The organism is Alloyangia pacifica, assembly GCF_020524285.1.
Classification (GTDB): Bacteria; Pseudomonadota; Alphaproteobacteria; order Rhodobacterales; family Rhodobacteraceae; genus Salipiger; species Salipiger pacificus_B.
Window position 1 is genome coordinate 232,549 of the sequence record NZ_JAIVKX010000002.1, and the last position, 13,076, is coordinate 245,624.

12 protein-coding genes are annotated in these 13,076 nt (G+C 67.9%); 10 read left to right on the top strand and 2 right to left on the bottom strand.

What is annotated here, in order from left to right; translation table 11 throughout:
• Positions 1-2 precede the first annotated feature (2 nt).
• The 10 genes from LC039_RS01960 to xylB all read left to right on the top strand — a co-directional run bounded on the left by LC039_RS01960 (position 3) and on the right by xylB (position 11,037).
• A complete protein-coding gene (locus tag LC039_RS01960; protein ID WP_264179435.1) occupies positions 3-800 on the top strand; it encodes an ATP-binding protein in 798 nt (265 codons plus the stop codon).
• Between the two features lie 265 nt (positions 801-1,065).
• The gene (locus tag LC039_RS01965) at positions 1,066-1,749 is read left to right on the top strand and encodes an HAD family hydrolase (RefSeq protein ID WP_226621379.1); all 684 of its coding nucleotides are present in this window, start codon (positions 1,066-1,068) and stop codon (positions 1,747-1,749) included.
• A 2-nt stretch (positions 1,750-1,751) separates the two neighbouring features.
• Positions 1,752-2,714: a sugar-binding transcriptional regulator gene (locus tag LC039_RS01970; protein WP_226621380.1), complete on the top strand. Its 963-nt coding sequence runs from the start codon at positions 1,752-1,754 to the stop codon at positions 2,712-2,714.
• A 131-nt stretch (positions 2,715-2,845) separates the two neighbouring features.
• Entirely contained in the window at positions 2,846-4,162 is a 1,317-nt protein-coding gene (locus LC039_RS01975) for an ABC transporter substrate-binding protein (RefSeq protein ID WP_226621381.1), read from the top strand.
• Between the two features lie 363 nt (positions 4,163-4,525).
• Positions 4,526-5,398, top strand: coding sequence for a carbohydrate ABC transporter permease (locus LC039_RS01980; RefSeq protein ID WP_092420957.1), 873 nt, complete (start codon positions 4,526-4,528; stop codon positions 5,396-5,398).
• Positions 5,399-5,483: 85 nt separating this feature from the next.
• Positions 5,484-6,314, top strand: coding sequence for a carbohydrate ABC transporter permease (locus LC039_RS01985; protein WP_226621382.1), 831 nt, complete (start codon positions 5,484-5,486; stop codon positions 6,312-6,314).
• Positions 6,315-6,328: 14 nt separating this feature from the next.
• Positions 6,329-7,333, top strand: a complete 1,005-nt coding sequence (locus tag LC039_RS01990; protein WP_226621383.1) for an ABC transporter ATP-binding protein — start codon at positions 6,329-6,331, stop codon at positions 7,331-7,333.
• The gene (locus LC039_RS01995; protein WP_226621384.1) at positions 7,330-8,106 is read left to right on the top strand and encodes an L-iditol 2-dehydrogenase; all 777 of its coding nucleotides are present in this window, start codon (positions 7,330-7,332) and stop codon (positions 8,104-8,106) included. Before LC039_RS01990 ends, LC039_RS01995 begins: the two co-directional genes overlap by 4 nt.
• Positions 8,107-8,117: 11 nt before the next feature.
• Entirely contained in the window at positions 8,118-9,584 is a 1,467-nt protein-coding gene (locus LC039_RS02000; RefSeq protein WP_226621385.1) for a mannitol dehydrogenase family protein, read from the top strand.
• Positions 9,585-9,588: 4 nt separating this feature from the next.
• Positions 9,589-11,037, top strand: coding sequence for a xylulokinase (gene xylB, locus LC039_RS02005; protein ID WP_226621386.1), 1,449 nt, complete (start codon positions 9,589-9,591; stop codon positions 11,035-11,037).
• Between the two features lie 99 nt (positions 11,038-11,136).
• Here the strand turns inward: xylB and LC039_RS02010 are convergent, their stop codons facing one another.
• Positions 11,137-11,694 (bottom strand): L,D-transpeptidase, encoded by a 558-nt coding sequence (locus LC039_RS02010; protein ID WP_226621387.1) that lies wholly within the window; start codon positions 11,692-11,694, stop codon positions 11,137-11,139.
• 470 nt (positions 11,695-12,164) lie between these two features.
• Positions 12,165-12,929, bottom strand: coding sequence for a L,D-transpeptidase (locus tag LC039_RS02015; RefSeq protein ID WP_226621388.1), 765 nt, complete (start codon positions 12,927-12,929; stop codon positions 12,165-12,167).
• Between the last annotated feature and the right edge of the window lie 147 nt (positions 12,930-13,076).

Consider the following 13,076-nt stretch of genomic DNA (forward strand, 5'->3'; position numbering starts at 1 on the left):
GAATGGCTCCGGCGCCTCTTGCCGCCCCGGAGTTCGGCGCGGCGGATGCCTTTGTCTGGCACACCGAACCGGACCGGCTGGAGCCGGTGCCGCAGGTGAACCGGATCGACCTGAAGCTGCTGGTGGGCATCGACCGTTCGCGCGACACGCTGCTGTCGAACACCCTGCAGTTCGCCCGTGGTCTGCCTGCCAACAACGCCCTTCTCTGGGGCGCCAGGGGCATGGGAAAATCAAGCATTGTCAAGGCGGTACACGCCGAGGTTCGGGCGCGGGGCGAGGGGCTGAAGCTGGTCGAGCTGCAGCGCGAGGACCTGCCGTCCGTGGGCCGGCTGCTCAACCTGCTGCGCGGGGCGCCGCACCGCTTCGTGCTGTTCTGCGACGACCTGTCGTTCAGCCACGACGACCAGCACTACAAGAGCCTCAAGGCGGTGCTCGACGGCGGCATCGAGGGGCGGCCGGAGAACGTGCTCTTCTACGCCACCTCGAACCGCCGGCACCTGATGCCGCGCGACATGATCGAGAACGAGCGCAGCACCTCGATCAACCCCTCCGAGGCGGTCGAGGAGAAGGTCTCGCTGTCGGACCGTTTCGGGCTCTGGCTCGGCTTCCACCCGTGCTCGCAGGACGAGTATCTTGCGATGATCCACGGATACTGCACCGAGCATGGCGTCGAGATCGACGACGAGACGCTGCGCGCCGAGGCGATCGAATGGCAGGCCACGCGCGGTGCGCGCTCGGGCCGGGTGGCCTGGCAGTATTTCATCGACCTCGCGGGCCGCAAGGGGGTGAAGGTCGGCTGAGGCCGGCTGAGATCGGCACTGACGTGGAACGGATCGAAGGGCCGGGGCTTTGCCTCGGCCTTTTGCGTTGCAGCGCGGGACATCGACTTTGTGGAACCGAGGCCAGCGGCCGCCCGGGGCGGTCTGCCGCCGGACGGCGGCGCTGCGCTCCTTGTGCCGACCGGAACGGAGGCAGGGACTCCCGCTTTCATGGGCATGTGTCAAATCCGAGGTTGCAGCCGGGCACCCCTTCGGGCGAGATGCGGAAAACTGAGGGGGAACAGGCATGTCACAGCCGATAGAGCTGGTGCTGTTCGATTTCGACGGCGTCGTGGTCGACAGCGAGATCATCTCGCTGCGCATGCTGGTGGCGGAACTCGCGCAGCAGGGCATCGAGGTCGATATCCCCTATGTCGCCCGGCATTTCCTCGGCCGCAGCTATCCCACGGTGATCGCGCAGATCCGCGAGGAATTCGGCATCACGCTCCCCGAGGGCTTCGAGGCCGACTACCGCGCCCGGCTCATTGCCGCCTTCGAGGCCGAGGGGCTACAGGTCATGCCGCATCTGCGTGAGGTGCTCGGTACGCTGTCGGTGCCCTATTGCCTCGCCACCAGTTCGAGCCCGGCGCGGGTGGCCTCGAGCCTCGCGATGACCGGGCTGACGGCGGCTTTCGAGGGGCGGATCACCACGGCCTCGGAGGTCAAACGCGGCAAGCCCGCGCCCGACCTGCCGCTGCGCGCCGCCGAGAAGGCCGGTGTGGCCCCGGAGCGCTGCCTGCTGATCGAGGACTCGCTGGCCGGCATCGGCGCGGGGCTGGCGGCGGGTATGGCGGTCTGGCAGTTCACCGGCGGAAGCCACCTCGCGGGCGGGGCGCTGCCCCGGGACCCGCAGAGGCTGCCGCACCGTCAATTTGCAAGTTTTGCGGATCTCCCGCATCTTGCCCCTGACCTCTTCATCACAGGCACGTGACCATGGCCCTGCGCACCCTCGATGACGGCGATACCTCTCCGGACGATCTCGCGGCGCGGGCCGCCTGGCTCTATTACGTCGGCGGGATGCGGCAGGACCAGATCGCCGAGGAGCTCGGGATCTCGCGCCAACGCGCGCAGCGGCTGGTGGCCCGCGCCGTGGCCGAGGGGCTGGTCAAGGTCCGTATCGATCACCCCATCGCCGAGTGTCTCGAGCTCGAACGCCGGCTGCGCCAGCGCTTCGGGCTGATCCGGGCGCGGGTCGCGCCGCGGGCGGATTCGGGGCAGGACGCTCTGCGCGCCATCGCACCCTTCGCCGCCGCCGAGATGGAACGCCTCTTCGCGCAGGAGACGCCGCAGCTCATCGCGCTCGGCACCGGGCGGACGCTGCGCGCGATGATCGACCAGATGCAGACGATCAACGCCGGGCATCACCGCATGGTCTCGCTGATCGGCAACGTGGCACCGGACGGCTCGGCCTCTTTCTACGAGGTCATCATGCGCATCGCCGACAAGACCGGCGCGCCGCACTACCCGATGTCGGTGCCGGTGATGGCGCGCGATGCCGAGGAATTCGCCACCTACCGCAGCCTGCCGCATGTGGTCAGCTCGCGCGCGCTGGCCAAGGAGGCGGATGTGACGGTGGTGGGAATCGGCCAGATGGCCGACGATGCGCCGCTTTTCGTCGACGGGTTCATCACCGCCGAGGAGCTTGCAAGCCTGCGCACGGCGGGGGCCGCGGGCGAGCTGGGTGGCCATGTTTTCGACGCCGAGGGGCGCTACCTCGAGCATCCTGTCAATGAATTCATGGTCGGCGTGCGCGTGCCGCAGAACGACAACCCGGTGATCTGCGTTGCTGGAGGTGTCAGTAAGATCAAGGCGTTGCGTGCCGCTCTTAAAGGGCGTCTGGTGCAGGGCCTGATCACCGATGAATTAACTGCGGCCGAAATCCTCAGCACTTCCTAAAGCCTTTGCGCTCAGAATGGGCTTGACTCGACTCGTCGCTTTGAGTGAGCATTTGCCCACAGCACGGGCAGTTGCTCACTCAGGGGAGAGCGGGCGCCAGACCCAGTGTCGGAATTCAGGGAGGATTTCTCATGTCAGTTACCATCCGCGCGCTCATGGGCGCGTGCGCCCTGGGTGCCCTCGGCACCGCGGCGCTTGCCGAAACCACCATCACCGTCGCGACGGTGAACAATGGCGACATGATCCGCATGCAGGGTCTGATGGACGCCTTCAACGAGACGCATCCCGACATCAAGGTCGAGTGGGTGACGCTGGAAGAGAACGTGCTGCGCCAGCGCGTGACCCAGGACGTGGCCACCAAGGGCGGCCAGTTCGATGTGATGACCATCGGCACCTACGAGGTTCCGATCTGGGGTGAGCGCGGCTGGCTGGTCAGCCTCGACGACATGCCCGAGAGCTACGACGTGGACGACCTGCTGCCGGCGATCCGGGGCGGCCTGACGGTGGACGGCTCGCTTTACGCCGCGCCGTTCTACGGCGAGAGCTCGATGGTCATGTACCGCAAGGATCTGATGGAGGCCGCCGGGCTCGAGATGCCCGAGGCGCCGACCTGGGACTTCATCAAGGACGCCGCCGCGGCGATGACCGACAAGGACAATGAAGTCTACGGCATCTGCCTGCGCGGCAAGGCCGGCTGGGGCGAGAACATGGCCTTCCTGACCGCCATGGCCAACTCCTACGGCGCGCGCTGGTTCGACATGGATTGGAAACCGCAGTTCGACAGCGAGGCCTGGAACGCCGCGCTGACCGACTACCTCGAGCTCATGAACAACTACGGCCCGCCGGGCGCGTCGTCGAACGGCTTCAACGAGAACCTGGCGCTGTTCCAGTCGGGCAAATGTGGCATGTGGATCGACGCCACCGTGGCGGCGTCCTTCGTGACCAACGCCGAGGAATCCTCGGTCGCCGACCAGGTCGGCTTTGCGCTGGCGCCGGACAACGGGCTTGGCAAGCGCGGCAACTGGCTCTGGGCCTGGAACCTCGGCATTCCCGCCGGCACCCAGAAGGAAGACGCGGCCAAGGCGTTTGTCGAATGGGCCACCTCCAAGGAGTACCTCGAACTGGTCGCCTCGAAAGAGGGCTGGGCAAACGTGCCGCCGGGCACCCGCACCTCGCTCTACGAGAACCCCGAGTACCTCGAGGCCGCTCCCTTCGCGCAGATGACGCTGGAATCGATCAACGCCGCGGATCCGCAGAACCCGACGGTCGACGAGGTGCCCTACGTGGGGGTCCAGTTCGTCGCCATCCCCGAGTTCCAGGGGCTCGGCACCGCGGTCGGCCAGCAGTTCTCTGCCGCGCTTGCCGGGCAGGTGACCGCCGAGCAGGCGCTGCAATCGGCGCAGATGCTCACCGAGCGTGAGATGATGAAGGCCGGCTACATCAAGTAGGCCAGCCTCGGGCAAAAGCCACGGACCGGCGGGCCCTCCGGGGATTGAAGGGGCCCGCCACCTCCAGGTCCGATGGCACTCCCGGCCCGGCCGGTCCCGGCAGCGCGGCGCAAGATCGCGCACCGGGGCAACGCGCAACCCGACCTCACCCGGGCGCGCCGGCCTGTCCGGGCCACCTGCTTCCGGGGCGATGCCCGCGGGCCCACCCCGCGCGGGTGCCCCGGAAGCCCTCAGCCCCGGCAGTTTTCAGCCCGCTCGCCCCGAGACGCCCACACATCCCACGTTGCGCGTCCAGGCTCCGCGCCACCTTTCCAAGATACCCGCAAGACACCCCAAGACCTTACACGACCAGGGAGACCGGCCATGGCCACCAAAGCATCCCGCGCCGCCGCCCGGCTCATGATCTCGCCCGCGGTCCTGCTGCTGCTCGGCTGGATGATCGTGCCGCTGTCGATGACGCTCTACTTCTCGTTCCTGCGCTACAACCTGCTGATGCCGGGCATGGAAGAGTTCACCGGCTGGACCAACTACCGCTTCTTCCTGACCGATCCCGCCTTCACCGCGGCGCTGTGGAACACGCTGCTGCTGGTCGGGGGGGTGCTGCTGATCACCACCGTCGGCGGGACGCTGCTGGCGCTGCTGATGGACCAGCCGTTCTGGGGGCAGGGCATCGTGCGCATCCTGGTGATCGCGCCCTTCTTCGTCATGCCCACCGTCTCGGCGCTGGTCTGGAAGAACATGTTCATGAACCCGGTGAACGGGCTCTTCGCCCACCTTGCGAAGTTCTTCGGCCTGCAGCCCTATGACTTCCTCGCGCAGGCGCCCCTAGGGTCGATCATCTTCATTGTCAGCTGGCAATGGCTGCCCTTCGCCACGCTGATCCTGCTGACCGCGCTGCAATCGCTGGACCAGGAACAGCTCGAGGCCGCCGAGATGGACGGCGCCGGGCCGCTGTCGCGTTTCTTCTACATCATGGTGCCGCACCTGGCGCGCGCCATCACCGTGGTCATCCTGATCCAGACCATCTTCCTGCTGTCGGTCTTCGCCGAGATCCTGGTGACCACCAACGGCGGTCCGGGCGTGGCGTCCACCAACCTGACGTACCTCATCTACATGCAGTCTCTGCTGCAGTTCGACGTGGGCGGCGGCTCGGCCGGGGGCGTGGTGGCGATCATCCTCGCCAATATCGTGGCGATCTTCCTGATGCGGATGATCGGCAAGAACCTGGAGGCCTGAGCGATGTCTGCAAGGCAAAACCTCGCCGCGGGCGCGTCCGCCAAGGCCCCGCGAATTTTCGAAAAACTGAGTGGGAGGGGCTGAGATGGCACGCAAAGTGACGACCCGGCGCAAGGCCGTGGTGACCGTGCTGGCCTGGCTCGTGGGGCTCGCGATCTTCTTCCCGATCCTGTGGATCGTCATCCTCTCGTTCAAGTCCGAGGGCGACGCGATCAAGACGCCCTTCGAAGTGATCTTCTCGAGCTGGACCTTCGAGAGCTATGCCACGGTGCAGGAGCGGTCGAACTACTTCCGCCACTTCTTGAACTCGGTGGTGATCTCGCTGGGCTCCACGGTGATCGGTCTTGTGATCGCCATCCCGGCGGCCTGGGCCATGGCCTTCGTGCCCGGCAGGCGCACGAAAGACGTGCTGATGTGGATGCTCAGCACCAAGATGCTGCCGCCGGTCGGCGTGCTGGTGCCGATCTACCTGATCTTCCGCAATCTCGGGCTGCTCGACACGCGCCTCGGCCTGGTCATCGTGCTGACGCTGATCAACCTGCCGATCATCGTGTGGATGCTCTACACCTACTTCAAGGAGATCCCCGGCGAGATCCTCGAGGCCGCGCGCATGGACGGTGCCTCGCTGAAGAACGAGCTGATCCACGTGCTGACGCCGATGGCGGTGCCGGGGATCGCCTCGACCCTGCTGCTCAACATCATCCTGGCGTGGAACGAGGCGTTCTGGACGCTGAACCTGACGGCAGCCAAGGCGGCGCCGCTCACCGCCTTCATCGCCAGCTACTCGTCGCCGGAGGGCCTGTTCTACGCCAAGCTCTCGGCGGCCTCGACCATGGCCATCGCGCCGATCCTCATCATGGGCTGGTTCAGCCAGAAGCAACTTGTCCGCGGCCTGACCTTCGGCGCGGTGAAATAAGGAAGGAACCAGACATGGGACGCATCACCCTCGACAAGGTGACCAAGAGCTTCGGCGACGTGAACGTCATCCCGCCGCTGGATCTGACCATCAACGACGGCGAGTTCGTGGTCTTCGTCGGCCCCTCGGGCTGCGGCAAGTCCACGCTGCTGCGGCTGATCGCGGGGCTCGAAGACGTGACCTCCGGCCAGATCCGCATCGACGGCGAGGACGCCACCGACATGCCCCCCGCCAAGCGCGGGCTGGCCATGGTGTTCCAGAGCTACGCGCTCTATCCGCACATGTCGGTGCGCAAGAACATCGCCTTCCCGATGAAGATGGCGGGGGTGCCGCAGGACGAGCAGAAGCGCCGCATCGAGGCGGCGGCGAAATCGCTCAACCTGACCGACTACCTCGACCGGCGCCCGGGCCAGCTCTCGGGCGGCCAGCGCCAGCGCGTCGCCATCGGCCGCGCCATCGTGCGCGAGCCCTCGGCCTTCCTCTTCGACGAGCCCCTGTCGAACCTCGACGCGGCGCTGCGGGTGAACATGCGGCTGGAGATCTCCGAGCTGCACAACGCGCTGAAGACCACGATGATCTACGTCACCCACGACCAGGTCGAAGCGATGACCATGGCCGACAAGATCGTCGTGCTGCGCGCCGGCAATATCGAGCAGGTGGGCTCGCCGCTCGAGCTCTACCACACGCCGCAGAACGAGTTCGTCGCGGGCTTCATCGGCTCACCGAAGATGAACCTGATCCGCGGCGCGGAGGCCGACAAGCACGGCGTCGCGACCATCGGCATCCGGCCCGAGCACCTCGCCGCCTCGACCGAGAGCGGCCTCTGGCAGGGTACCGTCGGCGTCGCCGAGCACCTTGGCTCCGACACCTTCCTGCACGTGCACGACCACGGGCTGGGCTCCGAGCCGCTGACCGTGCGGGTCGACGGCGAGATGCCGGTGCGCCACGGCGACCGCATCTTCCTGACCCCGGACGAGAGCAAGCTGCACCGCTTCGACATGCAGGGGCTGCGGGCATGACCACTCGTCTGCAGGGCAAATGCGCCCTGATCACCGGGGCGGCGCGCGGCATCGGCGCGGGCTTTGCCGAAGCCTACCTGCGCGAAGGGGCGAAAGTGGCGATTGCCGACATCGACCTCGCGCGGGCCGAGGCCACGGCCGAGGCGCTCGGCGCCGGGGCGATCGCGGTGCACATGGACGTCACCGACCAGACCAGCATCGACAGCGCGGTGGCCGAGATCGTCGCCCGCCTTGGTCGCATCGACATCCTGATCAACAACGCCGCGCTCTTCACCGCCGCGCCGCTGACCGAGATCTCCCGCGAGGATTACGCGCGGGTCTTCGACATCAACGTCGCGGGGGTGCTCTTTACGATGCAGGCCGTCGCCGGGCACATGATCGAACGCGGTGGCGGCGGGAAGATCATCAATATGGCGAGCCAGGCGGGCCGCCGCGGCGAGCCGCTGGTGGCGGTCTACTGCGCCTCCAAGGCCGCGGTGATCAGCCTGACGCAATCGGCGGCGCTGAACCTCATCGAACACGGCATCAACGTCAACGCCATCGCTCCCGGTGTGGTGGATGGCGAGCATTGGGACGGGGTCGATGCCTTTTTCGCCAAATATGAAAACAAACCGCTCGGCCAAAAGAAACGCGAGGTCGGCGAGGCCGTGCCCTATGGCCGCATGGGCCGGGCCGAGGACCTCACCGGCATGGCCGTCTTCCTCGCCTCGGACGAGGCCGAATACATCGTCGCCCAGACCTACAACGTGGACGGCGGACAATGGATGAGCTGACGGAGGCCCCCATGAAACTCCACACAGACGCGCTCGGCGCGCTCGACCCCCGCATTTCCGGCCCCGCCTACGACCGCTCCGGGCTGACGCCGGGCATCGTGCACGTCGGCCTCGGCAACTTTCACCGCGCGCACCAGGCGGTCTACCTCGACGATCTCTTCGCCAAGGGGCTCGACCACGACTGGGCGATCTGCGGCGCGGGCGTGCGCGCGCCCGATGGCAAGATGCGCGAGGCGCTGGCGACGCAGGATTACCTCTCGACGGTGATCGAGCTCGATCCGTCCGGTCCGCGCCCGCGGATCATCGGGGCCATGGTGGATTTCTGCCCGGTCGATCCCGAGAACGGCCCGCTGATCGACCGCATGGCCGACCCGGCAACCCGCATCGTCTCGCTGACCGTGACCGAGGGCGGTTACTACGTCGATGCCACCACCGGCACCTTCGATCCCACGCATCCCGATATCCTTGCCGATGGCGCCGCGCCCGAGACACCGAAGACCGTCTTTGGCGCCATCGTCGCCGCGCTCAAGGCGCGCAGGGCGGCGGGGTTGCCGCCCTTCACCGTGATGAGCTGCGACAATATCCCCGGCAACGGCGAGGTGACCCGCGACGCGGTGGCGGGCACGGCGCGGCTGTCGGCCCCCGACTTCGCGGCATGGATCGAGACCAACGTTGCCTTCCCCAATTCCATGGTCGACCGCATCACCCCGGCCACGGGCGAGGGCGAGCGGTCGCTGGCCCGCGAGTTCGGCCTCGACGACCCGGTGCCGGTGACCTGCGAGCCGTTCCGGCAATGGGTGCTCGAGGACAACTTCCCGCAAGGCCGCCCGCGGCTCGAGGAGGTGGGCGTCACCTTCACCGAGCACGTGCACGACTACGAGCGGATGAAGATCCGCATCCTCAACGGCGGCCATGCGATCATCGCCTATGCCGGCGCGCTGCTCGGCTGCGAGTTCGCCGATGACGCCATGGCGCATCCGCTGGTCAGCGCCTACCTGCGCAAGGTCGAGACCGAGGAAATCCTGCCCCATGTCGACCCGGTGCCCGAGTTCACGCCGCCGGCCTACCTCGAGCTGATCGCCGGGCGCTTTGCCAACCCGGCGGTGAAGGACACGATCCGCAGGCTCTGCCTCGACGGCTCGAACCGGCAGCCAAAGTTCATCGTGCCCTCGATCGCCGACGGGCTGCGCAAGGGCACGCCCACGGAGGGGCTGGCGCTGGAAAGCGCGCTCTGGTGCCGCTACTGCGCCGGAACCTTCGAGGACGGCACAGAGATCGCGCCGAACGATCCCAACTGGGAGGCCCTCACGGCCCTCGCGGCGCAGGCGCGCGAGACCCCTGCGGTCTGGCTGACACAGCGGGCGGTCTACGGCGAGATTCAAGGGGATGCGCGCTTTGAAGAGAGTTTCGCGCGCTGGCTCGATATGCTCTGGTCCGAAGGCGCGCAGCGCAGCATCGAAACCTATCTGAACGGCTGATCTCATGTCCTACCTCGGCATCGACCTCGGAACCTCCGGCCTGCGGGCGCTGCTCTGCGACGAGGCCGGGGTGCCCATTGCCAGCGCCGAGCGCCACTACGAGGCGCGCCACCCGCACCCGGGCTGGTCCGAACAGGATCCCTCGGACTGGATCGCCGCGCTCGAGGGCGCGGTGGGCGAGCTGCGCGCGCAGCCGGCCTGGGCCGGGCTGCGCGGCATCGGTATCGCCGGACACATGCACGGCGCGGTGCTGCTGGGGCCGGATGACGCGGTGCTCCGGCCCTGCATCCTGTGGAACGACACCCGCGCCTTCGCCGAGGCGGCGGCGCTCGACGCGATCCCGGCGTTCCGGGAGCTCTCGGGCAATATCGTCTTTCCCGGCTTCACCGCGCCGAAGCTCGAATGGGTCCGTGCGCAGGAACCCGAGACCTTCGCCCAGGTGGCGAAGGTGCTGCTCCCGGCGGCCTATCTCAATCTCTACCTGACCGGCGATCACGTGGCCGACATGTCCGACAGCGCCGGCAGCGCCTGGCTCGACACCGGCGCCCGCGACTGGTCCGAGGCGCTGCTCGAGGCGGGACACATGGCGCGCGCCCAGATGCCCCGGCTGGTCGAGGGCTGCGCCGCGGCGGGCCCGCTGCGCCCGGCGCTGGCGCAGGCCTGGGGGCTCGCGCAGCAGGTCACCGTGGCGGGCGGCGCGGGCGACAATGCCGCCGCGGCCTGCGGCACCGGGGCCTTGGACGAGGGGCAGGGCTTCGTCTCGCTCGGCACCTCGGGCGTGCTGCTGGCGGCGCGCAGCGGTTATCACCCGCTGCCGGACAGCGCGCTGCACACCTTCTGCCACGCGGTGCCGGGGCGCTGGTACCAGATGGGGGTGATGCTCTCCTGCACCGACAGCCTGAACTGGCTCGCCCGCATCGCCGGGATGCGCCCGGCCGAGCTGACCGCGCCGCTCGGCGAGGCGCTGATGCCGCCGGGCCGGGTGCGTTTCCTGCCGTATCTGTCGGGCGAGCGCACGCCGCACAATGATGCCGCGATCCGCGGCGCCTTCACCGGGCTCGGGGCGGAAACCGGGCGCGACGATATGACCCGCGCGGTGCTCGAGGGCGTCGCCTTCGGGCTGCGCGACAGCGCCGAGGCGCTGCGCGGCGCCAAGGCAGAGCTCGGTCACCTGCTGGCCATCGGCGGCGGCAGCCGCTCGCGCTACTGGCTGCGGCTCATCGCGACGGTTCTGGACACGCCGCTGCACCTGCCGGCCTCGGGCGAATTCGGCGCGGCGCTCGGCGCCGCCCGGCTGGGCCAGCTCGCCGCCACCGGGGCCGCCCCCGAAGAGGTGATCACCCCGCCCGCCACCGCCGAGGTGATCGAGCCCGTCGCCGAGCTGGTGGAAGCCTATGACGCGGCCTACCGCCGCTTCGGCCCGGCCTACCGCGCGATCCGCGAGATCCAGTGACGCCGCGACCTAGCCCTTTCTTCTAGGCAAAAATATCCCCGCCGGAGGCGCAAGGGGCCAGACGGCGGGGACAGGCATTTTGCAGCCAGGCGCGCGGCCTCAGATCACCCGCACCTGCGTGCCGACCGGGCAGAGCTGGAACAGCTCGGCGATCTTTTCATTGTAGAGCCCGATGCAGCCATCCGACGAGGGGCGGCCGATCTTGCGCGTGTCATGGGTGCCGTGGATGATGTAGGCGGGCCAGCTGAGATACATGGCGTGGGTGCCGAGCGGGTTTTCGGGGCCGGGGCCGATGGGTTTCCAGTCCGGGTAGCGCTCAAGCTGCGAGGCGGTCGGGGTCCAGGACGGGCCGACTTTCTTGCGCACGACCGAGGTGTAGCCGCGCTTGGTCAGCTCGTCGGTCAGCGGCACGGAGGTCGGGTAGGCGCGGTAGTCGGTGTCATCGGCGTTCCAGTAATGCAGGGTGCGCGAGGCGGTGTCGGCCACCAGCGTCGCCTTGCCGAGGGTGTCGAAATGGTCGCGCCAGTCCTGCCGCACCCAGCTCGAGGCGTTGCGGCGCGGCACGCTTTGCGCATGCAGAAGCGCGGGGGTGGCCAGCAGCGAGGCGGCGGCGAGGGAGCCGCGCAGCGCGGCACGGCGGGTCAGCAAGATGCTCATAAGGGTCTCCTGTCTTGCGGGGGTACGCCCCGTCCTTGGCGCTTGTGACCGGCTCTCGCTTAACCGGAGCTTAAGCATTCCCCCCTAGGCTCCAACCTCACGCGATTGCGATCATGCGCGGTCCCGTTTGCTCTGCCTGATCGGCGGGCTCAGGCTTTGGGAAGGGTCTTGGGAGCCTGTCTTGGGAGTCAGTCCTGGGAGTCGGTCCTGGAAGCCGGTCTTGGGATCCGGTCCTGGGGAGCGATCGCTGGGGGAGCGGGCGTGGGGAACAGTCTCGCCAGCTGGCTTGTCATCTTGGCGGGGATGGCTTGTAGAAAAAACGCGCGCCCGTTTGGGCGCGCGCTCGGATGCGCCGGTTAGGTCGATCAGGTCGACCTGTCAAACCGACCGGGGGAAACCCGTGGGCCTAGGCGATGACGGCCTCAGGCGGTGTCCGAGTCAGGAAATTTCGGACTCAGGCGATGCCGGACTCAGGCATTGTCATCCGCAGTGCCGTAGGCGGCATCGGCGCTCAGCGGCAGCGTCTCGGCCGGCGGCACCGTGCCCTCGCCGGAGCGCGACGCCGGCAGGACCACGACCTTCGTCCCGCGGGGCGTGTTCTCGTAGAGGTGCAGCGAGTCCTGGTTGAACATGCGGATGCAGCCCGAAGAGGTGGCATGACCGACGGTCCAGGGCGAGGGCGTGCCGTGGATGCGGTAGAGCGTGTCGCGCCCACCCTTGTAGAGGTAGAGCGCTCGCGCGCCGAGCGGGTTCTCCAGCCCGCCGGGCAGGCCGCTGGCCAGCGGCTTGTAGGTTTCCGGCTCGCGGCGGATCATGTTCGCCGTCGGCGTCCAGCTCGGCCAGTGGCGCTTCAGCGCGATATTGGCGTTGCCGGAAAAGGCCAGCCCCTCGGCGCCCACGGCGACCGAGTAGCGCATCGCCTTGTTGCCTTCCTGCACCTGGTAGAGCCAGCGCGCACCGGGATCGACGATGATCGTGCCCGGCTTCTCGTCGCTCCAGTAGTCGACCACCTGCCGCTTCTTCTCCTCGGTCAAGTACTTGTCCTCGATTGCCGGGATGGTGATGTCGCCGTCCTGCACCTCGGCGTACATCATCCGGGTTTCGTCGGAGATCGCACCGGGCGTGTTGGTCGGCACGCTGGTCGTGGCGCAGGCCGAAAGCAGGCCGACCAGGGTCAGCGAAAGGGCGGCGAGGGGAAGGCGGCCTGCAAGGCGACCTGAGAGGGAGACTGTCATCTGGCGGTTCCGTAGCTCTTGATTTGGGGGCGCAGGGCGGCTGCGCGCCGGACTGCGTGTGGCGCGGCTTGGGGCCGTGCGTCACGTCGATGGGACGGAAGTAGCGTGATTTCGGCGGTTGTCCGCTGGCAAGCGTCAGCATGTGGC